The organism is Mycobacterium pseudoshottsii JCM 15466 (assembly GCF_003584745.1).
Taxonomy (GTDB): Bacteria; Actinomycetota; Actinomycetes; order Mycobacteriales; family Mycobacteriaceae; genus Mycobacterium; species Mycobacterium marinum.
In genome coordinates, this window is the sequence record NZ_AP018410.1 from 53,815 (window position 1) to 77,911 (window position 24,097).

Consider the following 24,097-nt stretch of genomic DNA (forward strand, 5'->3'; position numbering starts at 1 on the left):
CAAACCCGGGGCGGGTGTCCTCAGCGGGGTCGGATGACCACTTCGTGGACGTGACCGTCCGGTGGCGTGGCTACCACATTGGCCACCACCTCGGCGACCGTGTCGGCGCGCATGAACCTTGCGGGATCGTAGGTTCCGCCCTCGAAATCGACGAGCTCCCTCTGCATGTCGGTGTCGGTGCGGCCGGGATAGACGGTCGTCACGCGAAGCGTGGGCTCATCGGTGCGCAACGAGTCAGCAAATGCCCGTAAGGCGAATTTACTGGCCGAATAGGATGCCATCCCGGCGGAAACGTTGCGCCCGGCCCCGGAGTTGATGAAGACAACCTGGCCGCGGGCACTTCGCAGCGCCGGCAGCAGCGCCAGCGTAAGAGCAACGGCACCAAAGAGATTGACGTTGAAGGTGGCGCGCCATTCGTCGACGTGCGAATCGCCGAAATGCCCCGGGATGGAAAGTCCGGCATTGTGTATCAATACGTCGAGTTCATCGACGATCTCGCAGCTGGTTTCGATCGACTCGTCATCGGTGAGGTCCAGCGGAAACGTAGTGGCGCCGAACTGATCTGCCACAGCGTCGAGTTGGGCGGAAGGCCGACCGGCCAGCAACAGGGTGTGCGTCGGCGCCAATGCGGCAGCGATCGCAGCACCGATGCCGCGGCTGGCGCCGGTGATGAGTGCAGTTGGCATGGGTCTAGCTGACACCAATCCGTTTATCAGTCAATTACTTTCATCCCCGCCCGGGCGTGGCGGCGTCGTCCTCCGGGGCATTGGCGGGTTCGCCGCAGGCCAAGCGTTCGAGCGGGGTCAGAGCCGTCATCAGGGTTTCGAGGTCGGAGTGGGGGAGTTGGTCGAGCATCGCGGCCAGGGCGGCGTGCCGGTTGGCCAGCGACTTGGCGTGAACGGAGCGTCCTTGTGGGGTGATGTCGACAAGCACCGCCCGCAAGTCCGATGGGTCGCGCGAGCGTTTCACCAGGTCGATCTTCTCCAGGCGACGGATCGCCACGGTGGTGGTGGGAGTTCGCACCCGCTCATGCGCGGCCAAGTCGGTCATCCGGATGGGACCCCGATCGAGTAGGGTAACCAGAATCGATAATTGCGCCAACGTCAATTCGCCGGCGACCACTCCGTTAGGGTCGCCCCGGCGCAGTATCGAAAACAACTTGGATAACGCGCGGTGCAGACCCTCGGCCAGCTCCGTCACCTCGGGCGCGGTGGATTCGCTATCCGCCATAATTCGGCAGTCTAACCCGACATCTGGCCAGCGGTAGAGCCGATCTAGCCAGCCTGTCAAAGTACTTGGGCGAGAAACCGCTGCAGCCGTTCGGTGCGCGCGGCCTCGAATAGCTGCTCTGGGGGACCGGCTTCGACCACCGTCCCGTGGTCCATGAACACCACGGCATCCGAGGTTGAGCGGGCGAAACCCATTTCATGGGTGACCACAACCATGGTCATGCCGTCAGCGCCCAAGTCGGCGATCAGCGCCAAGATGCCCTTGACCATCTCTGGGTCCAGCGCCGAGGTTGCCTCGTCAAAGAACATCACCTGCGGGGCCATCGCGAGGGCACGCGCGATCGCAACGCGTTGTTGCTGCCCCCCGGACAACATGTCTGGGCGTGCATTGGCCTTGTGCTTCAGGCCAACTCGGTCTAGTTGGTCCAATGCGAGCATTCGCGCTTCTTCGTTGGATAGTCCGCGTAGCTTGCGTGGCGCCAGCGTGACGTTGTCGACAACGTTGCGGTGCGGGAACAGGTTGAAGTGCTGGAACACCATGCCGATGCGCTGCCGAAGGTCGTTGGGGTTGTCGCGCAATACCGATCGCCCGTCTAGCAGGATGTCTCCGCTGTAGGGCTCGTGCAGGCGGTTCAGGGTGCGAAGCAGCGTCGACTTGCCTGACCCGGACGGACCGATCACCGCCGCGGTGGTACCCGCGGGGACCTCCAAATCGACGCCACGCAGCACCACGCTGCCGCCCAGCGTTTGGTGAATACTCCTGGCCGCCAGACAAACCGGTTGTCGACCTGCATCCTGGCGGGTCACGTCATCTCCTCACCGATGGTGGAGCTGACGACTCCGGGGGGATCCTCCGGATCGAGGCGGCGGCGACCGCGGCGCAGCCGCGCGTCGATGTAGTTCACCAGATGCGTCAGCGGAACGGTCAACATCAGGTTGAAGATGCCCGCGGGCACCAGCGGCGACAGGTTGCCGGTTTGGGCGTTGAGGTCGCGCCCGACCTGGAAGAGTTCACGCTGTTGAGCGATCAGGCCAAGGAAGTACACCAGGGCCGAGGCCTTCAGCAACGCGATGAATTGATTGACCAGTGCGGGCAGCACCCGTCGCACGCCCTGGGGCACCACCACCAGCCGCATGGCCGCGGAGTAGCTGAAACCCAGCGCGCGGGAGGCCTCGAGTTGACCGGGGTCAACACTTTGGATTCCCGAACGCAGAATCTCACCGACATAGGCGCCGGCCATCAACCCCAGCGCCGCGATGCCCAACGGATAGGGATTGTTGTTGGTCAATCCGCCCACGATGGGTCCGACGCCCAACCCGATGATCAGGATGATCACCACCTCGGGCAGGCCGCGGAAAATGTCGGTGTAGACCCGGGCCGGCCAGCGCAGCCAGCGCTGGTGCGAGATTCCAGCGATCGCCAGCGCCATGCCGAGCGCCAGCCCGATGATGGTGGCGCTGAGGGTCAGGATCAACGTGTTGGGCAACCCGGTCTTGAACAACGTCGGGATGGTTTGCCGATACATGTCCCAGTCGAAGAAGGAGTCCCGCAACTGGGCCAGGGCCGATTTCGGTGCGGCCGGCCCCACCGGCTTGTGCCGATGGTTTGCGGCAATGGCTGCGAAATCGGGCAGGGTGGGCGCGGCGACGGCCCGAGAACCCGGCTTCCAGCCCGGCGGCAGGGTTCGGGGCACCCACTTGCTGTACAGCTGGGACCAGGTGCCGTCGGCGATGACGGCGTCCAGCCCCGCGTTGAGGGCATCGAGCAACGGCCGATTGTCTCGGGCCACCACATAGGCCACAAAGTCCCCCGCGCCGAACGTGTTCGCCACGAGCACGGCGGGATCGCCGGGCCGGATCGCCGCCTCGGCCTGATTGCCGGGTGCCACCCAGGCGTCGATCTGGTGGGTCTTGAGGCTGCCGTACACGGTGGCAAAGTCGGGGTACTTCACCGGTTGCAGATGCAGGCTGTTCACCACATAGGCCTCTTCGACCGTGCCCTGAACCACGCCGATGCGTTGCCCCGGCGCCAGGTCACTGAACTTGGTTATTGCCGAACCTGGGGGCACCACCAGCGAGTAGTAGCCGAAGTCGTAGCCGTTGGTGAAGGCGACCGTGCGTCGCCTCGCCTCGGTCAATTTGACCGAGGCAGAGCCAACGTCGAAGCGTCGCGCCGCCACCTGGGCCAGCAGCCCGGAGAAGTCGGTGCCAACAAAGCGGACTTGCAGGCCCAGCTTGGCTGCGATGGCGCGCAAGAGTTCGTTATCGAAGCCGGTGAACTGCCCGGTGGAGTTGATGCAAGTGTTGGGCGGAGCGTCGGACAGGGTGCCCGCCGTCAAGACTCCGGGCGTGCCTAGCCCCAGGTCGCCAATGTTCACCGAACTCAGCGGCACAACCCCCGCGGTGGTCTGGACGTCTTCGTCCGAGCCGGCAGTCGTCGCACTGGACAGATCGGCGGGCAGGACCATGGCACTGTCCACACCGGCCGGTGCGCACTGATTGTGGTCCGCCTGGGCGGGCGCCGCCAGCGCCAAGCCCAACACGATCAGGATCGTCGCGGACACCGCGAGCATTCTCGTCCTGCCGCGAGCACGGGGATGCACGGTTGAACTCATCACCGCCACCGTATCGATCAAGCGGGCGGTGTGTGCTGCTCAGAATGCGAGCCGGGTCGCCTCAGGGGTCTCGACAACAATTTTGGGCCGCGACGGCAGCGGCGCTACCGGCGCGGCCGTTGCATGGCCGTTGTTGCGGCACGCTTGCTCATGCGGGGTGAACACCTGGCGCCGAAACAGTTCGGTCAGCATCGTTTGCGCCATCAACTCGGAGCGGCCGCTACAGGCCGCGCGCGCGGCCTGCGGGTCACGTCGATGTATCGCCGAATGCTCGTCTTCGTAGAAGGGCAGCATGTCTTCGCGCCGGTACTGGTAGCTCGCCCAAAACGCGCCGGGTATCAGGTTTTGCGACGCGCGAATGAGGGCCTGCAGTCGTGGTCCCGCGTACTCCTCGTTGATCGTTCTGCGGTATTCCGAGGTGAGTTCGGCAAAGATCCGAGCGTCCTTGGCGGCGCGAAGCGTTCGCATCAGCCCGTCGAGCTCTCCCAGAATCCGAGGCGTGGGATTGGCCGCGGTGCGCGCGGACGCCATGCCATTGAGCACGCCCTCGAGCTCGTAGTGTTCGAGAACGGTCGATTGGTCGAAGCGTTCCACGAACGCTCCTCGGTGATAGCGCGTGGACACGACTCCGTCGTGTTCGAGCTGGACCAACGCCTCCTGGATGGGGACCCGGCTGACCCCGAGGCTCCCTGCGATCTCGTTGCGGTCGACACGGTCGCCGCTTCGTAGTTTGCCAGTCAGAATCAGGTTGAGGAGGTGCGCAACAACCTGGTCTTTTTCCTTGACCCCATATTTCTTTGGCATCGGTTTCGTCGAGTCTCTTTTCGGCCCGGTCCGGCAATCAGCGCTGGAAGTTTCTCACGACTGGGCACGCAAATTCTCAGATTTGACGATTAAATTTACGTTCTCGAAAGTCAGCGGCTGTCACGCCATCTGCACAACGCCTCGGCAGCTGCCAGGTCGTAGTCGGGCCCATCGCACCCGACGGTCAGCAGTGTGACTCCCAGACCGGCGAGTGCGTCGGCGTCGGCGCTGAGCCTGCCGCTGTCCTGAAGCGCGGCAGAACGCTCGATGGTGGCCGGATCCCGACCGACGTCGGCGCAGTGCCGGGCGAGCACCGCGGACTTCGCCGGGAACTCGTCAACGCCGGTGAAGCTGTGCCAGATGTCAGCGTGTTCGGCGACCAGCCGTAGCGTCTTGCGTTCGCCCCCGCCGCCGATCAGGACCGGAATGTCGCGAGTAGGCGCCGGGTTCAGCTTCGCCAGCCGCGTCTTGATCCGGGGGAGGGCGCCGGCTAGATCGTCGAGACGGCTGCCTGCGGTGCCGAACTCGTACCCGTATTCGTCGTAGTCCTTCTGCTTCCAGCCCGAACCGATCCCCAGGATGAGCCGGCCGTCGCAAATGTGGTCGACGGTGCGAGCCATATCGGCCAGCAACTCCGGATTGCGGTAGGAGTTGCAGGTCACCAGCGCGCCGATCTGGATGCGCGAGGTCTGTTCGGCCCAGGCCGCCAGCATGGTCCAACACTCGAAATGGGCTCCATCGGGGTCGCCGAACAGCGGGAAGAAGTGGTCCCAGTTGAAGGCGATGTCGACACCGATGTCTTCGCACCGGCGCACGGCATCGCGGATATCGCCGTAGTGCGAGGCGTGTTGTGGCTGCAGCTGAACGCCGATACGCAAAGGTCGATCGGGATGTACGGGTGAGGTCATGAGACCACCGTAGGCGCGTTGCGGCGCGGGCTCAGCGCCCGCCGAGCACCCCACGCAGGATCTCGACCAGGACCCGGGGTTGGTCGCTTTGCACCGAATGACCCGAGTTCTCGACCGTCTGTGCGCCACGAAAACCCTTCGCACGCCCGCGCAGCTCGGCGATGTCCTCGTCGCTGACGAAGCCCGACTTACCGCCGCGCACCAGGGTGACCGGCGCTGCCAACGCATCGACGTCCCAGAGGACGGCGAAGTCGGGGAAAGCGCGGATGGCGTCATAACGCCATGCCCAGTTGCCGTTCTCCAGCCGCCGAGAGTTGTGGAACACGCCGCGGCGCAGAGCCTTTACTTCGCGATGTGGTGCCGCGGCGACCGTCAGATCCAGCATGGCCTGGAAGCTGGGAAACTCCCGCTCTCCGTGCATCAGGGCAACCGTGCCGCGCTGCTCCGCGGTCATTTCAGCGTGGCGCTGCAAGGCAGAGGGGGTGACGTCGATGAGCACCAGCTCGTCGACGAGTTCGGGTGCCAGGGCGCCAAGCCGTATCGCGGTCAGCCCGCCTAGCGACATCCCGACAACGAATTCGGCTTCGGGTGCCAGCTCGCGCAGCGCCGGTACCAGTGCGTCCGCGTTGTGCTGGGGTGAATAGTCACCGTCCTGACGCCAGGCCGAATGGCCGTGGCCGGGAAGGTCCACCGCCAGCGCTGGTTCGCCAAGACCGACGATCACGGTGTCCCAGGTGTGGGCGTTTTGCCCCCCGCCATGCAGAAAGATCACCCGCGGGGCGCGGCCGCCCCAGCGCAACGCGCTGATCCTGGTCTCGGCCGCGCCGACTTCGATGCGCTCCACTTCCGGAAGCGGACCCGTCACCCCGGCCTGTTCGGCATTCTCGGCCAGCAGGTCGAACTCGGTGAGGCCGGTCAGATCGTCGGGGAAGGAGTCGGTCACACCTGCGACTCTACGAGCTGCGCCGAGCGTCACGCTGGGGTGACGCTCGGCGCAGAAAGCCACGCTGGCGTGACGCTCGGTAAGAAGGGGTTAGCCCTCGATGATGAACTCTTCGAGCTGGGTGCGCGCAACGTCGTCGGCCAGCTGCTTCGGCGGGCTCTTCATCAGGTAGGCCGATGCCGGGATGACCGGGCCACCGATGCCGCGGTCCTTGGCGATCTTGGCCGCCCGCACCGCGTCGATGATGATGCCCGCCGAGTTCGGCGAGTCCCACACCTCGAGCTTGTACTCCAGGTTCAGCGGCACGTCACCGAAGGCGCGGCCTTCCAGGCGCACGTAGGCCCACTTGCGGTCATCGAGCCAGGCCACGTGGTCGGACGGGCCGATGTGGACGTTCTTGTCCTCGACCTTGCCGGCCAGCGAGCCGGTGAGGTTGGACGTCACGGCTTGGGTCTTGGAGACCTTCTTGGACTCCAGGCGCTCGCGCTCGAGCATGTTCTTGAAGTCCATGTTGCCGCCGACGTTGAGCTGGTAGGTGCGGTCCAGGGTGACCCCGCGGTCCTCGAACAGCTTGGCCATCACGCGGTGGGTGATGGTGGCGCCGACCTGGCTCTTGATGTCGTCGCCGATGATCGGCACGCCGGCGTCCTTGAACTTCTTGGCCCAGGCCGGGTCGGAGGCGATGAACACCGGCAGCGCGTTGACGAACGCCACGCCGGCGTCGATGGCGCACTGGGCGTAGAACTTGTCGGCCTCCTCGGAGCCCACCGGCAGGTAGGACACCAGGACGTCGACCTTGTTGTCCTTGAGGACCTTCACCACGTCGACCGGCTCGTCGTCGGACAGCTCGATGGTGTCGGCGTAGTACTTGCCGATGCCGTCGAGCGTCGGGCCGCGCTGCACCACCACGTTGGTGGGCGCCACGTCGGCGATCTTGATGGTGTTGTTCTCCGAGGCGAAGATCGCGTCGGACAGATCGAAGCCGACCTTCTTGGCGTCGACGTCGAAAGCCGCCACGAACTTGACGTCGCGCACGTGGTACGGGCCGAACCGCACGTGCATGAGGCCGGGCACCATCGAGTTGTCGTCGGCATTTTGGTAGTACTCGACGCCCTGGACCAGCGAGGACGCGCAGTTGCCGACGCCGACAATGGCGACTCGTACCTCAGGCTGCGCACCCGGCGCGCCTAGCGGCTTCTTCTCACTCATTCGGGCGTTCTCCTAACCTCATTGCTTCTGCGGTGTCTAGGCATTGTTGGTTTGCGGGGGTTCAGGTCTGTTCAGCGTGATTGGGTGCGGCGCGTTCGGCGGCGATGAGCTCGTTGAGCCACTTGACCTCACGCTCGCTGGACTCCAGTCCGAGTTGATGCAGCTGGCGGGTGTAGCGGTCGAACGAGCTGCTAGCCCGGGCCACCGCGTCACGCAGGCCTTCCCGGCGTTCCTCCACCTGGCGGCGACGGCCTTCCAGGATGCGCATCCGCGCTTCGGCGGGGGTGCGGTTGAAAAACGCCAGGTGTACCCCGAAGCCATCGTCGGTGTAGTTGTGCGGGCCGGTGTCGGCAACCAGCTCGCCGAAGCGCCGACGGCCGGCATCGGTGAGCTGGTAGACCCGCCGGGCCCGCCGCACCGGCATCCCCGTGGGGGCGGCGTTCTCGGCGATCAACCCTTCGGCCTGCATGCGCCGCAGCGCGGGATACAGCGAGCCGTAGGAGAATGCCCGGAATGCGCCGAGCAGGCCGGTCAGGCGTTTGCGCAACTCATAGCCATGCATCGGCGATTCGATGAGCAGGCCCAGGATGGCGAGCTCCAGCATCGAACCACCTCCTTTGCATGCCTGGTTACGACGAACCGACGCCTCGCGCCATAGTATCGTCGCGATATATTCGCCACGACACAACCTACCGTTGGTGCGGTGTTAGTCACAGTTGGTTGGCGGGGAAAACCCGCTGAACGACGAGCCCGTTCGGGCTAGGACGGGTAGTTCACCTGTTTGATGGTGCCGTCGCCGGCAAAGGCGATGTATCCACTGCCGTAGTCGCTCGAGACGTATAACTGTAGCGATATCGCCCCGGGGGTGGTCGGGTCGCTCGCGGGGTTGATGGACAGGTACATGTTGGTGACGTCTTTCGGCTTCATCCCCAGGGTCTCCGCGGCCCCGCGCATGATGCCCACTGCCGTCTTCACGTCGAACTTGCCCAGGTCGACGAGTGCGGTGTCGGCGCCGCTTCGGGCGCTGCCGGTGGGATCCCCCCAGCCGCCGCGGTAGGTGTAGCTCAAGATCCTGCGTTCGTCGGCGGGGTCTTTGCGGTCCAGCACCGCGTACTCGGGATAGATCACCATCCGGTAGCCCATCGTGTCCCCGAACCTCTTGCGGGTTTGTTCCAGCAGCCCGGTCAGCCCGCCCAACGAGTGCAATTGCTTGGGCGGTGTCAGCACCACCGCCGCGACCCCGTCGGGCTTGGCGCCCGGGTCCGTCGTGAAGTCCAGCGGCGAACGGGTGTTTCCGTACAGGCCCCAGCCGATCGCAACACCTAACAAGATCGAGACACCCAACGCGGCCGCCAGCAGGCCAAGGCTGTTGCGCTGACCCCGGGACTTGAGGGCCGGCACCTCCGCGGGCGCACTCTCGGATTGCAGGTCGGCGACCAGGTGCTGCAGGTCACCCAACGTCACCGCCTGGGTTGCCGTGGCGACCCGCTGGCGATGCTCCTCCATCGAGAGCTGGCCGTCGCTGAGGGCACTGTCGAGAATCTGGCAGGCGTCTTGCCGGTCGGTGTCCTTGGCCCGGGTCGCCGCCGAGCCTCCACGCGCGAGTGATGCGCCTAGCCATTTCGCCACGCCGATGATCGTAGAAGTCCCCGCCGGCAGGTGGTCAACGAATACCCAGGAGACGCGCGATAACGGCATTGTTGCGTATCGGTGGTGCGGATCGCGACGTACTCTGGTCAGCGTGCGACTGCAGCGACAGGTAGTGGACTACGCGCTTCGGCGGCGCTCACTGCTGGCCGAGGTGTATTCGGGGCGCACCGGTGTTTCCGAGGTGTGCGACGCGAATCCCTATCTGCTGCGCGCGGCGAAGTTTCACGGGAAACAAAGTCAGGTGATCTGCCCGATCTGCCGTAAAGAGCAGCTCACGCTGGTGTCTTGGGTGTTCGGTGACCACCTGGGCCCGGTGTCGGGTTCGGCGCGTACCGCCGAAGAGTTGATCATGTTGACCACCCGGTTCTCCGAGTTCGCGGTGCACGTTGTGGAGGTGTGCCGCACCTGCAGTTGGAATCACCTGGTGAAGTCCTATGTCCTGGGTGCGGCACGTCCCGCACGTCCCCCGCGGGGAACCGGTGGCAAGCGCACGGCGCGCAATGGAGCCCGCACTGCCAGCGAGTAACGAAGGGCGCCACCACCAGCCGCCCAGCGACGCTCGGGGCGGTCCAGCGGGCGACGACATGGGCGGCCAATCCGGCAACGACGAACGGTCGCGTTCGGCGCCGGTTCCGCGTCGTGCGGTTCCTCCCGACGACAGGATGACCACGATCATTCCTGCGGTGTCGGATCCTCGCTCAGCTCGCCACGCCGACCCGATCGAGGAAGTCAAGGCCGCCCTGGACAGTCCGCCCTCGACGCCCCTGCAGCGTGATCGACTCGATCAGGTCAAGGCCGCGCTCGACGCCCCGCCGACGCGGCCCATCCGCAGCCGGCGCAGCGGCGGTGGGCTTCCGCCCGATGGCGGGGCGCCTCCACCCGCGGGTCCCGCGGGGCCTTCAGGTCCAACAGGTCGCTCTCGCGCCCGGTCCCACCGGTCCACGACACAGCGCGACTGGCTGCGCCGGATCAACTGGAAATGGGTGCGGCGCTCGGCCTACCTGGCCGCGGCGGTGGTCATCCTGCTGCCCATCGTCACCTTCACCATGGCCTACTTCATCGTCGATGTGCCAAGGCCGGGCGACATCCGCACCAATCAGGTGTCCACGATCCTGGCTAGCGACGGCTCCGAGATCGCCAAGATCGTTCCCCCCGAAGGCAATCGGGTCGACGTCAACCTCAGTCAGGTGCCCGAGCATGTCCGCGCCGCGGTCATCGCCGCCGAAGACCGCGGCTTCTACTCCAACCCGGGGTTCTCCTTCAGCGGCTTCGCGCGAGCGATAAAGAACAACTTGTTCGGCGGTGACCTGCAAGGCGGCTCCACGATCACCCAGCAATACGTCAAGAACGCGTTGGTCGGCTCGGCGCAACACGGGTGGAGCGGCCTGATGCGCAAGGCCAAGGAACTCGTCATCGCCACCAAGATGTCGGGGGAGTGGTCCAAAGACGATGTCCTGCAGGCCTATCTCAACATCATCTACTTCGGCCGCGGCGCATACGGGATTTCGGCAGCGTCCAAGGCCTACTTCGACAAGCCGGTCGAGCAGCTCACCGTGTCGGAGGGAGCCCTGCTGGCGGCGTTGATTCGGCGGCCCTCCACGCTGGACCCGGCGGTGGATCCCGATGGGGCGCTGGCGCGCTGGAACTGGGTGCTCGACGGCATGGTGGATACCAAGGCGTTGTCCGCCAAAGACCGGGCCGAGCAGGTATTTCCCAGGACCGTGCCGCCGGATCAAGCCCGCGCGGCCAACCAGACCACCGGGCCCAACGGGCTGATCGAACGCCAGGTCACCAAAGAGTTGTTGGAGCTGTTCAACATCGATGAACAGACCCTGAACACGCAGGGGCTGCAGGTCACGACCACGATCGATGCCCAAGCGCAGCAGGCGGCCGAAAAGGCGGTAGCGAAATACCTCGACGGGCAGGATCCCGAGATGCGGGCCGCGGTGGTCTCCATCGACCCGCACAACGGGGCCGTGCGCGCCTATTACGGCGGCGACAACGCCAACGGGTTCGACTTCGCCCAGGCCGGGCTGCAGACGGGATCCTCGTTCAAGGTATTCGCCCTGGTGGCCGCCCTTGAACAGGGAATTGGCCTGGGCTATGACGTCGACAGTTCGCCACTGACGGTGGACGGCATCAAGATCACCAATGTCGAAGGCGAGAGCTGCGGTACCTGCAACATCGCGCAGGCGCTCAAGATGTCGCTGAACACCTCCTACTACCGGCTGATGCTCAAACTGAAGGGCGGCCCGGAGGCCGTCGCCGACGCCGCGCACCAGGCCGGCATTGCCACCAGCTTCCCGGGCGTGCCCCACACGCTGTCCGAGGACGGCAAGGGCGGACCGCCCAACAACGGGATTGTGCTGGGCCAGTATCAGACCCGGGTGATCGACATGGCTTCGGCCTACGCCACGCTGGCCGCATCCGGGATCTATCACCGGCCACATTTCGTGCAGAAAGTCGTCAACGCCGACGGCCGGGTTCTCTTCGACGCCTCCACCGAAGACAACACCGGTGACCAGCGCATCCCCAAGGCGGTAGCCGACAACGTCACCGCGGCAATGGAACCCATTGCCGGATATTCGCGTGGTCACAACCTGGCCGGCGGCCGGCCGTCGGCCTCCAAGACCGGCACGGTGCAGTTGGGCGACACCAGCGCCAACCGAGACGCCTGGATGGTCGGTTACACCCCGTCACTGTCGACGGCCGTGTGGGTGGGAACGGTCAAGGGTGACGAGCCGTTGGTGACCGCCTCGGGCGCACCGATTTACGGCTCGGGCCTGCCGTCGGACATCTGGAAAGCCACCATGGACGGTGCATTGAAGGGCACCGAGGTCGAGAGCTTCCCCAAGCCCACCGAGATCGGCGGCTACGCCGGCGTGCCGGCACCGCCTCCACCTCCACCGGAGGCGCCGCCGCCCTCGGAGACCGTCATCCAGCCCACGGTCGAGATAGCGCCCGGGATCACGATTCCCGTCGGGCCGCCAACCACCATCACTCTTGCTCCCCCTCCGCCACCGGGGGCGCCACCCGCCGACAATCCGCCACCGTGACGGACGCACGGACACCACGTTGCGCCACCTCGCCCGAACCGCTAGCCAGGGATCTGCGTAGCGCCGACTACCGCGATTTCCCCAGCCGCACTGATGTTTTGGGGTCCGCGCTGGCGGGTGTGATCAGTGGACCGGTAGGCCGCCACGCGCTGATCGGTCGCGCCCGATTCATGACCCCGGTGCGGGTGATGTTCTTGATGGCCTTGGTTTTTCTGGCGCTCGGATGGTCAACCAAGGCGGCCTGTCTACAGACCACCGGCACCGGTCCGGGCGACGAGCGGGTAGCCAACTGGGACAACCAGCGTGCCTACTACGAACTGTGCTATTCCGATACGGTGCCGCTCTACGGGGCCGAACTGTTGAATCAGGGCAAATTCCCGTACAAGTCGAGCTGGATCGAGACCAACGGCGAAGGTACTCCCCAGATTCAGTACGACGGCCGAATTGCGGTGCGCTACATGGAATACCCGGTTTTGACCGGGGTCTACCAGTACCTGTCGATGGCGCTGGCCAAGACCTACACCGCATTGAGCAAGGTGGCCCCCTTGCCGGTGATCGCCGAAGTGGTGATGTTCTTCAATGCCTCGGCCTTGGGCCTGGCACTGGCCTGGCTGGCCACCGTCTGGGCCACCGCCGGGCTGGCGGGCCGACGGATCTGGGACGCGGCCCTGGTGGCGGCCTCACCGTTGGTGATCTTTCAGATATTCACCAATTTTGATGCGCTGGCAACGGCATTCGCGATGGGTGGCCTGCTGGCCTGGGCGCGACGCAAACCATGGCTGAGTGGTGTGCTGATCGGATTGGGCGCTGCTGCCAAGTTGTATCCGCTGCTGTTCCTGGGCGTGCTGGCGGTGCTGGGTATCCGGTCCGGACGACTCGGTGGCGTGCTGCGCGCCACGCTGGCGACCGCGGCAACCTGGCTGATGGTGAATCTGCCGGTCATGGTGCTCTATCCGCGGGGCTGGTCGGAGTTCTTCCGGCTCAACACCCGGCGCGGCGAAGACATGGATTCGCTGTACAACGTCATCAAGTCGTTCACCGGCTGGCGCGGTTTCGATCCCTCGCTGGGCTTCTGGGAGCCGCCGGTGGTGCTCAACACCGTGGTCACGGCGCTGTTTGGGCTGGCCTGTGCGGCCATTGTCTACATTGCGCTCACCGCGCCGCGGCGGCCGCGGCTGGCCCAAGTTGCATTCCTGGTGGTCGCCGCCTTCTTGTTGACCAACAAGGTTTGGAGTCCGCAGTTCTCGCTGTGGCTGGTCCCGCTGGCCGTGCTGGCGCTGCCGCATCGACGGGTTCTGCTGGCGTGGATGACAATTGACGCACTGGTGTGGGTACCGCGGATGTATTACCTCTATGGCAATGCCAGCCGTTCGTTGCCCGAACAGTGGTTCACCACAACGGTGCTGCTCCGTGACATCGCGGTGATGGCGCTGTGTGCATTGGTGATTCGACAGATCTACCGGCCCGAGGAGGACTTGGTGCGTTGGGACGGCCGAATCGACGATCCGGCGGGGGGCACTTTTGATCGCGCCGCCGATGCTCCTCCAGGGTGGTTGCCGGGTTGGCTGCGCCCGGTGCATTCACGACGGGTGACGGTGGCGGCCGCGCCCGAACCGGTCACGGTGGGGGGCCGGTGATGCAGGTCGCGATCCCGGTGTTTCCCCGGTTCACCGCGTTGGACGCGGTTGGCCCCTATGAAGTTCTGCAACGGATTCCGTCGATCGATGTGGTGTTCATCGGGCACCAGCGTGGTGAGGTGCGCACCGAAAACGGCATGCTCGGCGTGACCTGCGATGCCACCTTCGACGAAGTCGATGCGCCCGATGTCGTGGTGTTTCCCGGTGGCATCGGCACTCGGGGACTGCTCGAAGACGAAACCATCCGCGGCTGGCTGCAGGCGGTGCACCCGCACACCAGATTCACCACTTCGGTGTGTACCGGTGCGCTGCTGCTCGCCGCGGCCGGCTTGCTGGACGGATTGACCGCGACGACGCACTGGCGGGCCGCCGAACTGCTCAACGGGCTGGGTGCACGGTATGTGCCGCAACGAGTGGTCGAGCACCTGCCGCAACGGATCATCACCGCCGCCGGGGTGTCCAGCGGGATCGACATGGGATTGCGGCTGGTCGAGCTGCTGGTGGATCGCGAGGCCGCGCAGGCCACCCAACTGCTGATCGAGTACGACCCCGAGCCGCCGTTCGATGCCGGATCGCTGGCCAAGGCCGACGAAGGGGTCAGGGCCGGGGCGATCGAATTCCTCGACTCCCGCAAGTGAGCGGTCCATCCGATTTCGCAGGTTAAGCCGCGTCCGGTAGCCTGATGCGGTTGCCGACGCAGGCGACCCTTCTGCCGCGGAACTACCGTGGCCGTGCAGACCAGAGGAGGTGATGAGGTTCCCATGCGTCCATACGAAATCATGGTCATCCTTGACCCAACGCTCGACGAACGTACTGTTGCCCCGTCCCTGGAGACGTTCTTGAATGTCATCCGGAAAGACGGCGGAACGGTCGACAAGGTCGACATCTGGGGCCGGCGGCGCCTGGCCTACGAAATCGCCAAGCACGCCGAAGGCATCTACGCTGTCATCGACGTGAAGGCCGCCCCGGCGACGGTATCTGAGCTCGACCGCCAGCTGAGCCTGAACGAGTCGGTGCTGCGCACCAAGGTGATGCGCGCCGACAAGCGCTGACTGTCCGCTGTCAGCGCCGTTGCATAGGCTCGTGTGCAGGCTCGCTAAGACATGCTCATGACTACCCGCCAGGCGGATCCAGGAGGAAATTGTGGCTGGTGACACCACTATCACCGTTGTTGGAAACCTGACCGCTGACCCCGAATTGCGTTTTACGCCATCGGGTGCGGCCGTCGCGAATTTCACCGTGGCTTCCACGCCGCGGATCTATGACCGCCAAAGCGGTGAGTGGAAGGACGGCGAGGCGCTGTTCCTGCGCTGCAACATCTGGCGTGAGGCCGCTGAGAACGTCGCAGAAAGCCTTACCCGGGGAGCGCGCGTGATTGTCAGCGGGCGGCTCAAGCAGCGGTCCTTCGAAACCCGTGAGGGCGAGAAGCGCACCGTCGTCGAGGTCGAGGTCGAGGAGATCGGACCGTCGCTTCGGTACGCCACCGCCAAGCTCAACAAGGCCAGCCGCGGCGGCGGTGGTGGCGGCTTCGGCGGTGGCGGTGGCGGTGGGGCGCGTCAGGCGCCCGCGCAGGCCAGCAGCCCGGCAGGGGGCGACGACCCGTGGGGCAGTGCCCCGGCATCGGGTTCGTTCGGCGGCGACGACGAACCGCCCTTCTGAACCAACAGAATTTCAGACCAGTAAGAAACGGAAAGAAACAGACACATGGCCAAGTCCAACAAGCGTCGTCCGGCTCCGGAGAAGCCGGTCAAGACGCGCAAATGCGTCTTTTGCGCCAAGAAAGACCAAGCAATCGACTACAAGGACACCGCGCTGCTGCGGACCTATATCAGTGAGCGCGGCAAGATCCGTGCCCGCCGGGTCACCGGCAACTGTGTGCAGCACCAGCGTGACATCGCCCTGGCGGTGAAGAACGCTCGCGAGGTCGCGTTGCTGCCCTTCACCTCGTCGGCGCGGTAATCGACGGTAATCGCTGAAAGCCCAACGAAAGTACGTATAACGATGAAGCTGATACTGACGGCTGACGTCGACCACCTCGGTTCCGTCGGCGACACAGTCGAGGTCAAGGACGGGTACGGCCGCAACTTCCTACTACCGCGCGGGATGGCGATCGTCGCCTCGCGAGGTGCGCAGAAGCAGGCCGATGAGATCCGCCGGTCCCGCGAGACCAAGGCGGTACGCGACCGCGAACACGCCAACGAGATCAAGACCGCCATCCAGGCGCTCGGCTCGGTCGCGTTGCCGGTGAAGACGGCTGCCGACTCCGGCAAGCTGTTCGGCTCGGTCACCGCTGGTGACGTCGTGGCCGCCATCAAGAAGGCGGGCGGGCCGAACCTCGACAAGCGGATCGTGCGGCTGCCTAAGGCCCACATCAAGGCGGTGGGCACCCATCCCGTGGTGATGCATTTGCACCCCGAGATCGAGGTGGAGCTCTCCGTCGACGTGGTCGCGGAAAGCTAGCCCGCACTAACAAGCAATGTCCCCGGTGGCGGCCAGTGGCCGCCACCGGGTTTTGTGCTGCTCGGAGCCATATCCGAGATAGCTGGGAAGCGCGATGCGGCGGTGCCCGGCTGGCGAACTTTCCAGAGCATGGTTTCGGACGTGCCTCGTTACCACTGATTAACTTGGGGAAAATCTCGGCGAAAACCAACACGCCCGACGCAGTAACCTGACCCGACACGCCGAAGAGATTCTTGTCCACACTGAATGTCTGGCGTTGGATAGCGGTCACCTGCAGTGATGTATAGAAGGTCGGCCTTGATCCACAGGTTTTCCATACCCCCCTCACCACCGGCGTCAATGGATATGCACACACGATGCACAGGTTCATAAACAGCAGGCACTTGGAGTACTCGCCAGCAACGTCTACCATCGTCCCGTCGCAAGGCGATGGGTGTGTGGGAGTGGGGGTTGTCGGTGCGGTGACTTACGCTCTGAAACTCAGCGATCGAATGTACGTTCGGATGCTTATTTCGGAGGAGGTGAGAGCCAATGGCTGTCGTTGACGACCTCGCGCACTCGGACAACATGGATGCCCCGCCGCCGAGTGAAGACTTCGGCCGGCAGCCGCCGCAGGATCTCGCCGCGGAGCAGTCGGTGCTGGGCGGGATGCTGTTGAGCAAGGACGCCGTCGCCGATGTGCTGGAGCGGCTGCGGCCCGGTGACTTCTACCGTCCGGCTCACCAGAACATTTATGACGCCATTCTGGATCTCTATGGGCGCGGGGAGCCGGCCGACGCGGTGACGGTGGCCGCCGAGTTGGATCGGCGCGGCCTGCTGCGGCGTATCGGCGGTGCGCCCTATTTGCACACCCTGATCTCAACGGTGCCGACCGCCGCCAACGCCGGCTACTACGCGGGCATCGTCGGCGAGAAGGCGCTGCTGCGCCGTCTGGTGGAGGCCGGCACGCGGGTGGTGCAATACGGCTATGCCGGTGCCGAGGGCGCCGATGTGGCCGAGGTGGTCGACCGCGCGCAGGCCGAGATCTACGACGTCGCCGATCGGCGGCTGTCCGAGGATTTCGTGCCGCTGGAAGATCTGCTGCAGCCAACGATGGACGAGATCGACGCCATCGCTTCCAACGGTGGGATCTCGCGCGGTGTGCCGACCGGATTCACCGAACTCGATGAGGTGACCAACGGCCTGCACCCGGGGCAGATGATCATCGTCGCGGCGCGGCCGGGTGTGGGCAAGTCCACGTTGGGCCTGGACTTCATGCGCTCCTGCTCGATCAAGCACCAGATGGCCAGCGTCATCTTCTCGCTGGAAATGAGCAAGACCGAGATCGTGATGCGATTGCTGTCAGCGGAGGCGAAAATCAAACTCGCCGACATGCGTTCGGGCCGGATGACCGACGATGACTGGACCCGGCTGGCGCGTCGGATGAGCGAGATCAGCGAGGCGCCGCTGTATATCGATGACTCGCCGAACCTGACCATGATGGAGATCCGGGCCAAGGCGCGCAGACTGCGCCAGAAGGCGAACCTGAAGCTCGTGGTCGTCGACTATCTGCAGCTGATGACCTCCGGCAAGAAGCACGAGTCGCGGCAGGTGGAAGTCTCGGAGTTCTCCCGGCATCTGAAGCTCTTGGCCAAAGAGATCGAGGTCCCGGTGGTCGCGATCAGCCAGCTCAACCGTGGTCCCGAGCAACGTACCGACAAGAAGCCGATGCTTTCGGACCTGCGTGAGTCGGGCTCGCTGGAGCAGGACGCCGACATGGTCATTCTGCTCAACCGCCCGGATGCATTCGAGCGGGACGACCCACGTGGGGGAGAAGCGGATTTCATTCTGGCCAAGCACCGGAACGGTCCGACTAAGACGGTGACCGTCGCGCACCAGTTGCACCTGTCGCGCTTTGCCAACATGGCCAGATGAGCCGCGGCAGCTATTTGGTCTCACGGATCGTGGCGGAATCTCGCGCGCGATGGCGGATCCGCCAAGTTCGTGAAGCACGCCGGCGGGTCGACGAATCCGAGGGCCTCGCCCGCAGCCATGTGACGATCAGCTCACCGAAGCAGCTTGATTCGATTGCCGGGCCGAGGTGATCGCCCTGGGTCGCAATGGAGGCAATGCGTCGACCACCAGTGGCTCAGTGGACTGCGGCCAGGATCGACGAACTTGTCAACGCGGCTGAATCGAGGACTCGCTCGCCGGCGGCTGTGACTGCCATGGGACGTCCGCGCTCGATGCGCCCGATCTGCAGTGTCAGGGGGGGCGATGAGTGATGGCTGTGCGCGGGGATGACAGGGAGCTTAGCGGCTCTGCGTGCCCAGCAGCCCAGTTGTTGTGCGGTAGGCGCGGCAGGCCGTACCCACGGCGAGGATGAAATCCGGGCTCGCTGCCCTCGCAGCGGCGTATCCGTGGCGTGAATTCCGCTGGCGCGCAGGGCAGGAGCACTTATCGGACGGCCACCGAGGGTCGGCGTGGCAGAGTTGATCCCGTGGACGGTCTCGAGATGGCCACCGCCGAGCGGACAGAGCTGGCCGATCTGCTGGCGACTTTGACGCCCGAGCAGTGGGAGGCGCAGTCATTGTGTGAGCGCTGGCGGGTGCGCGACGTGGTCGCTCATGTGATGAGCTTCGACGACGCCAGTCTGCTCGGCATGTTTGGCCGTGTCATCCGCGGTCGGATCATTGACGCCAACCAGGTGTGGGTCGACGAACTCGCATCGCTGAGCACCGAACAGCTGCTCGACCAACTGCGGGCTCGGCTGCGGCCGCGGGGGCTGGCCACGACCTTCGGAGGCCGGCTCGCGCTGCTCGACGTCACCATCCATCATCAAGACATCCGCCGCCCGCTCGGTCTGCCGCGCCAGATCCCGGCCGAACGGCTGCGTTGCGTGCTGGGTGACAGCCTGCGCACCCCCGAGCTGCCAGGGTGGCACCTGGCCCGCGGTGTACGCCTGACCACGAGCGACCTGGACTGGAGTCACGGCAGCGGACCAGAGCTGACCGGATCGGCGGAAGCCGTGCTGATGGCGGTCTCCGGTCGGCACAGTGCCATCGGGGAGCTGGCCGGCCCCGGGCAGCAGGTGCTGGCTCGGCGGCTCGCCCGCAGACAACGCCGGACCCATGATCGCGCGCGGTCTCGTCCGCGGTAGCAGTGAGAGCGGATCCGCCAATTCCGTGCGGCACGCGGGTTGTTCAATCCGACGAGCGCGTTGCGGTGACCCCCCTGGTGATGGCGCGGCTGGGGCGAGACGGCTCCTGACCTGAGCGCGCGGCGGTGTCAGCCTCTGCGGGCGACGTCTTGGCTGAGGATCTTGGGCCAGGTCACGACATCGGCCGGGGTGTGCGCCACGGTGAGCGTCGACTGCGGCAGCAGTGCGGCAAGTGATTCCGCGGTCGACAGCGGATGCGCCGGGTCGTTGATCCAGGCCAGGATCGTGGTCGGCACATCGATTCGTGCTAGGGCTTCACTGGTGGGAAGGTCGCTGAGAGCCGCACCGCGAAACAGTGATGGCAGCAACGCCTCGGTGACATCGGGAACTGTTTCGGGCGCGCCGACCGTGGCTGGTGGCGGAGTCGCCGCACGCCCCCAGGCGATGAATGCCCCGACTCCCTCGGTTTCGATGATCTCGGCCGCCACCCGGTAATTGGCGGCCTGCGCGGGCCGGGTGTGCCACGCGGTGGCCGGCACCATCAGCGTGAGACCGGCGAAGCGGTCCGGCTCGCGGGCGGCAGCGTGCAGCAGTGTGCCGGTACCCATGGATGGGCCGACCCCATGTACCTGTTCGCCGGGAAACCATTTGTCGAGCAGCCGTAGAAGATCCTCGGCAAGGCGTTCCCACCGGTAATCTTGGGGAACCTTGCGCCCGGTCGACTTGCCGTGGCCGCGTGCGTCGTAGCGCAGCAAGCGGGTCCCGCTGAGCCCCCTGCCGAGGTCAAGATTGAGCACCCGGTCACGCGCCCGGCTGGAGGTAAGTCCGTGCAGTTGAACTACCGGGTGACCACCTTCGTCGCTCAGCTCTACCGCAAGCTCTGCTCCCGATACCACGAAAGTGGACATCGCGCGACTCTTTTCACGATCGGCCGACTCGTCCCGGAGCCGACCGCGCTGACTGAGCATTCAGGCTATCTGGGGCGTTAGGGTGCCGCCATGCGGCTGACCAACGTGGCGCACTTGCGGCTACCGTTCGGACGACTCTGGGGCTATGACGTGTCGGTGTCTGACCTCGGTCGGCAGCTTCCGATGTCTTTTGACCAGCGCATACACGTAGCCGAGGGTGCGCGACCCGGCTCCTGGATGGCTCTGTCCATTCGATTGCCGGCTGGGGTCAGCCGGCAATCGCTGGCCGATGCGTGGCTGGGCGTGATCGCCCGCCATGGCACTCTGCGAACGGCATTCACACTCGGGGCGGACGGCGATCCGCAGCTGCATGAGATCGATGTTCAACCCGGCAAGTGGGTCGAGCATGAGATCGCCGCGGGCCAGGAGGTCAACGACGCACTGCGAGTAGTTCTCAACGCGACGTGTTCGCCCTATCAGCGGCCCTCACATCGGCTCTGCGTGTTGGAGACTGCCGCCGGATTGACGGTGGTCATCGCTGCCGACCACGCACATGTGGACATGTGGTCGATGCTCGTGATTGCCCGGGACCTGTTGTCGATGCTCGCCGACGCGAGGACCGGACGTACGTCGTCTCTGCAGCCGCGGCCCGCGTTTGTGGTGCACACCCAAGCGCTACTGGACCGTCCCCCGGCGCCGGATCGCGTGCGTGCGCGGTGGGCCCAAATCATCAGCGACAGTGGTGGGGTCATGCCGCGGTTTCCGCTGCCGTTGGGTGAGTCTGGGCCGCATCCGGAACGCGTCGAAGTGCGTGATGTGTTCGATGTCGATGACGGCGCCGCGTTCGCCGCGCAGGCACGCAATGACGGCGTCTCGACGTTGGCACTCGCGGTGGTCGCCATGACTGCGGTAACCCGCGAGTTGGCGGGAGCGCCGCTGCGCGCAGTCTTCCCCGTGCACAGCCGATTTGAAGAAAAGTGGCACGACTCGGTCGGCTGGTTCATCACCAATTCGGTGCTGGAGTCCGCGGTCGTCGAGCCGAACGCCGCGGCCGCCGCCGTCAAAGAAGCGGTGCAGCTTGGTTCCTGGCCACTCGCCGACGTACTGGCTCCGTGGGGCGGAATGCCAATGGCGCCTGGCATGTTCGCCATCTCCTGGCTGGACCAACTTAGACTTCCGGTGCGCATCGACTCGGTCGGACTCGACGCCCAGTATGTGAGCGCGAGGATCCACACCGACGGCGTCATGCTCTGGTTCATTCAGGACGAATCCGGCCTGCATCTGCGATGCCGCTACCCAGATAACGCGGAGGCGCGAACCAACGTGGGGTCCTGGCTGGACCTGCTGGTGGCGCGCCTGCAGGCACTGGCGCAGTCCTCGGTGCGAGGACTGTTGCGGGTAGCAGGGCGCACCTTCCGGGTGCAGCGCGCGACGCGCGAACACGTGGGAGTGATCGCCGAGCTGCTCTCCGACGACGAATTCGGTCAGGATCGCGAAGGCGCCGGACTCGAACGCTACGAGGCGGCCTACGACGTCCTCGTCCGCAACCGATCCAACTATCTCGGAGTCGTCCTGAACGGTTCCGACATGGTCGTCGCGACCGTGCAATTGACCATCATTCCCGGCCTGTCCCGCGGCGGCGCCACTCGGCTGCAGATCGAGGGATTACGGGTCGCCAAAGCCGAACGCGCACAGGGCCTCGGTACCGCACTCGTCGAGTGGGCACACAACTACGGCCGAGCTCACGGGGCGCAGTTGGCGCAGGTGACCACGGACGAGGCACGCGAAAGGGCTCGGGCGTTCTATCGCCGGCTCGGGTACCACGCTGCCCACGTCGGGCTGAAACGCACCATCTGAGTCCGGTGTCTGCGCTCGTGCTCGGTGGGGTTCTTGAAGACACCGGTGCGACCAGCGATTCTTCGATGACATGCGCCACGATCCGCAGCAAGGCTGCGTCGCCATGTCAGGGGGCGCGAGGGTAGCTCCGAGGTCCTATTCACCCGGTTATTCGGGGTCGATCAACGAGCGCAGCAGCGGTGTAACAAGTCGCAGGATGTCGTCGATGTCGGCGTTGACCAAATCGGGCATCCGCAGAATGAACCGCTGGCTGGCGATGCCCATCAAGATGGCGCCGGCCACCGCGGCACGCAGCCTGGCGTCGGTGGCGTCGATGGTGGCCGCTACCGCGTCCACGCCCTGCGTGGTGATGTGCCTGCGCAGGATGTCAGCGGCGTCTTCGCTGGTCATGCTGGTGCGCAGCAGCACGGCCATGGGGCTATTGGGATCGGCGGCCCAGGCAGTAAGCATGGCGCGTGCGTAGTTTTCGGTCGTTTGCCCCGCGTCGTCGGTGCTCAGTTCGGCCACCGGGATGTCCCAATGCACGGCTTCGTGAAACAGCGCCTGCTTGGTGCCGAAGTATTTGATGATCGAGGACTTGTCCACGCCCGCAGCGGCGGCGATGCCCCGTATCGTGGCGCGTTCGTAGCCGACCTCGGCGAAGACAGCGCGAGCGGCATCGAGGATGCGCCGCCGGGTCCGTTGCCCCTTGCGTTCGGTGCTCGGTACGGATTCGACGGGGCCTTCGGGAACCTGTTCTCCGATAGTCACCAGTGCCTCTTCCGCGTCGTTGTGTGAGCGATTATGCCCCGGATCAGTAAAAGTAGACAATCGGTGCGAAATCGTCCACCCTTGCGGAAGGCCCCTACGTGGCCGTCAGACCGAAGAAACCCGCTAGGGAAGGACCCCCACGTGACAGAACCGCGGATGGATTGGGACAGCACCTACCGGCAAGACGTTCGGCCGCCCTGGAGCATCGGTGCACCGCAGCCGGAACTGGCCGCTCTCATCGAAGGGGCCAAGGTGCGCAGCGAGGTTCTCGACGCTGGATGCGGGGAGGCTGAACTGTCCCTTGCGCTTGCCGCGCAAGGGTATTCGGTCGTGGGCCTCGACGCCAGCGCGACCGCCATCGCCACCGCCAGTGCGGCGGCGGCCGAGCGAGGACTGACCACGGCCACCTTCGCTGCGGCCGATGTCACTGCCTTCGACGGATACGACGGCAGGTTCAACACGGTGATGGACAGCGGATTACTGCACGCCCTGCCCGTGCAGCGCCGCCAGGCCTACGTGCAGGCCATCCACCGGGCGGCGGCTCCGGGTGCGGGACTGTTCATCCTGGCGTTTGCCCAGCGGCCATTTGGCGATGGGATGCCAGGTCCTAACGGTTTCACCGCCGAAGAGCTGCGCGACACGGTGGCAACGCAATGGACCGTCGATGAAGTGCGCCCGGCCACGCTCTATGCCAATGATGTGCAGCTGGCGGCGGGGTCTGCGCCGGGCGTCGAGGCGCAGCGAGACGACAAGGGCCGGTTGATGTTCCCGGGATTTCTTCTCCTCGCGCACAAGGGCTGAGGATGACTGAGCCACCCGAGAACGCATTCACCTCGGACGCCCACGGGCCGCCATCTCAGGGAACTCCGGGTCTATGGGCTCACGCAATGGGGCCGACGTGATGGCGGCCCTCATGGGCAGAAACACCGCAG

The 24,097-nt window shown here is 65.3% G+C and carries 24 protein-coding genes; 12 read left to right on the plus strand and 12 right to left on the minus strand.

From position 1 onward, the window contains the following. Nucleotides 1-20: 20 nt before the first annotated feature. From MPSD_RS00280 to MPSD_RS00325, 10 genes are all read right to left on the minus strand, one after another. A complete protein-coding gene (locus tag MPSD_RS00280) occupies nt 21-686 on the minus strand; it encodes an SDR family oxidoreductase (RefSeq protein ID WP_015353925.1) in 666 nt (221 codons plus the stop codon). 40 nt (nt 687-726) lie between these two features. Then, nucleotides 727-1,230: a MarR family winged helix-turn-helix transcriptional regulator gene (locus tag MPSD_RS00285; RefSeq protein WP_086085371.1), complete on the minus strand. Its 504-nt coding sequence runs from the start codon at nt 1,228-1,230 to the stop codon at nt 727-729. Nucleotides 1,231-1,286: 56 nt separating this feature from the next. Then, a complete protein-coding gene (locus MPSD_RS00290) occupies nt 1,287-2,036 on the minus strand; it encodes an amino acid ABC transporter ATP-binding protein (protein WP_020785425.1) in 750 nt (249 codons plus the stop codon). After that, on the minus strand, nt 2,033-3,802 hold the full coding sequence (locus MPSD_RS00295) for an ABC transporter substrate-binding protein/permease (protein ID WP_086085370.1): 1,770 nt from the start codon (nt 3,800-3,802) through the stop codon (nt 2,033-2,035). Before MPSD_RS00295 ends, MPSD_RS00290 begins: the two co-directional genes overlap by 4 nt. Before the next feature lie 81 nt (nt 3,803-3,883). Beyond that, nucleotides 3,884-4,648, minus strand: coding sequence for a GntR family transcriptional regulator (locus MPSD_RS00300; RefSeq protein WP_020727590.1), 765 nt, complete (start codon nt 4,646-4,648; stop codon nt 3,884-3,886). Between the two features lie 110 nt (nt 4,649-4,758). After that, nucleotides 4,759-5,556 (minus strand): LLM class F420-dependent oxidoreductase, encoded by a 798-nt coding sequence (locus tag MPSD_RS00305; protein ID WP_012392069.1) that lies wholly within the window; start codon nt 5,554-5,556, stop codon nt 4,759-4,761. Between the two features lie 31 nt (nt 5,557-5,587). Continuing rightward, nucleotides 5,588-6,499: an alpha/beta fold hydrolase gene (locus MPSD_RS00310; RefSeq protein WP_015353930.1), complete on the minus strand. Its 912-nt coding sequence runs from the start codon at nt 6,497-6,499 to the stop codon at nt 5,588-5,590. A gap of 90 nt (nt 6,500-6,589) precedes the next feature. After that, a complete protein-coding gene (locus MPSD_RS00315; protein WP_011738462.1) occupies nt 6,590-7,708 on the minus strand; it encodes an inositol-3-phosphate synthase in 1,119 nt (372 codons plus the stop codon). Nucleotides 7,709-7,769: 61 nt separating this feature from the next. Continuing rightward, on the minus strand, nt 7,770-8,312 hold the full coding sequence (locus MPSD_RS00320; RefSeq protein WP_011738463.1) for a PadR family transcriptional regulator: 543 nt from the start codon (nt 8,310-8,312) through the stop codon (nt 7,770-7,772). Between the two features lie 155 nt (nt 8,313-8,467). After that, nucleotides 8,468-9,337, minus strand: a complete 870-nt coding sequence (locus tag MPSD_RS00325) for a DUF1707 SHOCT-like domain-containing protein (RefSeq protein ID WP_012392072.1) — start codon at nt 9,335-9,337, stop codon at nt 8,468-8,470. A gap of 112 nt (nt 9,338-9,449) precedes the next feature. On the opposite strand from MPSD_RS00325, the gene MPSD_RS00330 reads away from it, so the two are divergent. The 10 genes from MPSD_RS00330 (at nt 9,450) to MPSD_RS00375 (ending at nt 19,650) form a co-directional block, all read left to right on the plus strand. After that, nucleotides 9,450-9,884: a DUF5318 family protein gene (locus MPSD_RS00330; protein WP_012392073.1), complete on the plus strand. Its 435-nt coding sequence runs from the start codon at nt 9,450-9,452 to the stop codon at nt 9,882-9,884. Then, on the plus strand, nt 9,859-12,414 hold the full coding sequence (locus MPSD_RS00335) for a transglycosylase domain-containing protein (protein ID WP_106407437.1): 2,556 nt from the start codon (nt 9,859-9,861) through the stop codon (nt 12,412-12,414). The genes MPSD_RS00330 and MPSD_RS00335 overlap by 26 nt, the downstream gene beginning before the upstream one ends. Continuing rightward, nucleotides 12,411-14,051, plus strand: a complete 1,641-nt coding sequence (locus MPSD_RS00340) for a glycosyltransferase family 87 protein (RefSeq protein WP_020785422.1) — start codon at nt 12,411-12,413, stop codon at nt 14,049-14,051. The genes MPSD_RS00335 and MPSD_RS00340 overlap by 4 nt, the downstream gene beginning before the upstream one ends. Further along, on the plus strand, nt 14,051-14,689 hold the full coding sequence (locus tag MPSD_RS00345) for a DJ-1/PfpI family protein (protein ID WP_020785421.1): 639 nt from the start codon (nt 14,051-14,053) through the stop codon (nt 14,687-14,689). The genes MPSD_RS00340 and MPSD_RS00345 overlap by 1 nt, the downstream gene beginning before the upstream one ends. Before the next feature lie 123 nt (nt 14,690-14,812). Continuing rightward, on the plus strand, nt 14,813-15,103 hold the full coding sequence (gene rpsF, locus MPSD_RS00350) for a 30S ribosomal protein S6 (RefSeq protein WP_011738469.1): 291 nt from the start codon (nt 14,813-14,815) through the stop codon (nt 15,101-15,103). 91 nt (nt 15,104-15,194) lie between these two features. Further along, on the plus strand, nt 15,195-15,710 hold the full coding sequence (locus MPSD_RS00355) for a single-stranded DNA-binding protein (protein ID WP_020785420.1): 516 nt from the start codon (nt 15,195-15,197) through the stop codon (nt 15,708-15,710). Between the two features lie 45 nt (nt 15,711-15,755). Then, a complete protein-coding gene (gene rpsR / locus MPSD_RS00360; RefSeq protein ID WP_011738471.1) occupies nt 15,756-16,010 on the plus strand; it encodes a 30S ribosomal protein S18 in 255 nt (84 codons plus the stop codon). A gap of 42 nt (nt 16,011-16,052) precedes the next feature. Next, nucleotides 16,053-16,511: a 50S ribosomal protein L9 gene (rplI, locus tag MPSD_RS00365; RefSeq protein ID WP_012392078.1), complete on the plus strand. Its 459-nt coding sequence runs from the start codon at nt 16,053-16,055 to the stop codon at nt 16,509-16,511. Between the two features lie 531 nt (nt 16,512-17,042). After that, nucleotides 17,043-18,425, plus strand: coding sequence for a replicative DNA helicase (gene dnaB, locus MPSD_RS00370; RefSeq protein WP_012392079.1), 1,383 nt, complete (start codon nt 17,043-17,045; stop codon nt 18,423-18,425). Nucleotides 18,426-18,990: 565 nt separating this feature from the next. Then, a complete protein-coding gene (locus tag MPSD_RS00375) occupies nt 18,991-19,650 on the plus strand; it encodes a maleylpyruvate isomerase family mycothiol-dependent enzyme (protein ID WP_020785417.1) in 660 nt (219 codons plus the stop codon). Between the two features lie 128 nt (nt 19,651-19,778). Here the strand turns inward: MPSD_RS00375 and MPSD_RS00380 are convergent, their stop codons facing one another. Beyond that, nucleotides 19,779-20,558, minus strand: coding sequence for an alpha/beta fold hydrolase (locus MPSD_RS00380; RefSeq protein WP_036426060.1), 780 nt, complete (start codon nt 20,556-20,558; stop codon nt 19,779-19,781). 90 nt (nt 20,559-20,648) lie between these two features. Here MPSD_RS00380 and MPSD_RS00385 point away from each other — a divergent pair, with 90 nt between their 5' ends. Next, nucleotides 20,649-22,415 (plus strand): GNAT family N-acetyltransferase, encoded by a 1,767-nt coding sequence (locus MPSD_RS00385; RefSeq protein ID WP_020785415.1) that lies wholly within the window; start codon nt 20,649-20,651, stop codon nt 22,413-22,415. A gap of 147 nt (nt 22,416-22,562) precedes the next feature. On the opposite strand, the gene MPSD_RS00390 is transcribed toward MPSD_RS00385, so the two are convergent. Next, entirely contained in the window at nt 22,563-23,165 is a 603-nt protein-coding gene (locus tag MPSD_RS00390) for a TetR/AcrR family transcriptional regulator (RefSeq protein ID WP_020727602.1), read from the minus strand. Between the two features lie 141 nt (nt 23,166-23,306). Here MPSD_RS00390 and MPSD_RS00395 point away from each other — a divergent pair, with 141 nt between their 5' ends. After that, nucleotides 23,307-23,966 (plus strand): class I SAM-dependent methyltransferase, encoded by a 660-nt coding sequence (locus MPSD_RS00395; RefSeq protein ID WP_086085369.1) that lies wholly within the window; start codon nt 23,307-23,309, stop codon nt 23,964-23,966. The last annotated feature ends 131 nt before the right edge of the window (nt 23,967-24,097 follow it).

Bases quoted from the DNA above. Each gene is read 5' to 3' on its own strand.
- MPSD_RS00300 (WP_020727590.1), bottom strand. From the start codon at position 4,648: ATGCCAAAGAAATATGGGGTCAAGGAAAAAGACCAGGTTGTTGCGCAC.
- MPSD_RS00305 (WP_012392069.1), bottom strand. From the start codon at position 5,556: ATGACCTCACCCGTACATCCCGATCGACCTTTGCGTATCGGCGTTCAG.
- MPSD_RS00295 (WP_086085370.1), bottom strand. From the start codon at position 3,802: ATGCTCGCGGTGTCCGCGACGATCCTGATCGTGTTGGGCTTGGCGCTG.
- MPSD_RS00335 (WP_106407437.1), top strand. From the start codon at position 9,859: ATGGAGCCCGCACTGCCAGCGAGTAACGAAGGGCGCCACCACCAGCCG.
- MPSD_RS00345 (WP_020785421.1), top strand. From the start codon at position 14,051: ATGCAGGTCGCGATCCCGGTGTTTCCCCGGTTCACCGCGTTGGACGCG.
- rpsR (WP_011738471.1), top strand. From the start codon at position 15,756: ATGGCCAAGTCCAACAAGCGTCGTCCGGCTCCGGAGAAGCCGGTCAAG.
- rpsF (WP_011738469.1), top strand. From the start codon at position 14,813: ATGCGTCCATACGAAATCATGGTCATCCTTGACCCAACGCTCGACGAA.
- MPSD_RS00320 (WP_011738463.1), bottom strand. From the start codon at position 8,312: ATGCTGGAGCTCGCCATCCTGGGCCTGCTCATCGAATCGCCGATGCAT.
- MPSD_RS00385 (WP_020785415.1), top strand. From the start codon at position 20,649: ATGCGGCTGACCAACGTGGCGCACTTGCGGCTACCGTTCGGACGACTC.
- MPSD_RS00285 (WP_086085371.1), bottom strand. From the start codon at position 1,230: ATGGCGGATAGCGAATCCACCGCGCCCGAGGTGACGGAGCTGGCCGAG.
- MPSD_RS00315 (WP_011738462.1), bottom strand. From the start codon at position 7,708: ATGAGTGAGAAGAAGCCGCTAGGCGCGCCGGGTGCGCAGCCTGAGGTA.
- dnaB (WP_012392079.1), top strand. From the start codon at position 17,043: ATGGCTGTCGTTGACGACCTCGCGCACTCGGACAACATGGATGCCCCG.
- rplI (WP_012392078.1), top strand. From the start codon at position 16,053: ATGAAGCTGATACTGACGGCTGACGTCGACCACCTCGGTTCCGTCGGC.
- MPSD_RS00280 (WP_015353925.1), bottom strand. From the start codon at position 686: ATGCCAACTGCACTCATCACCGGCGCCAGCCGCGGCATCGGTGCTGCG.
- MPSD_RS00380 (WP_036426060.1), bottom strand. From the start codon at position 20,558: ATGTCCACTTTCGTGGTATCGGGAGCAGAGCTTGCGGTAGAGCTGAGC.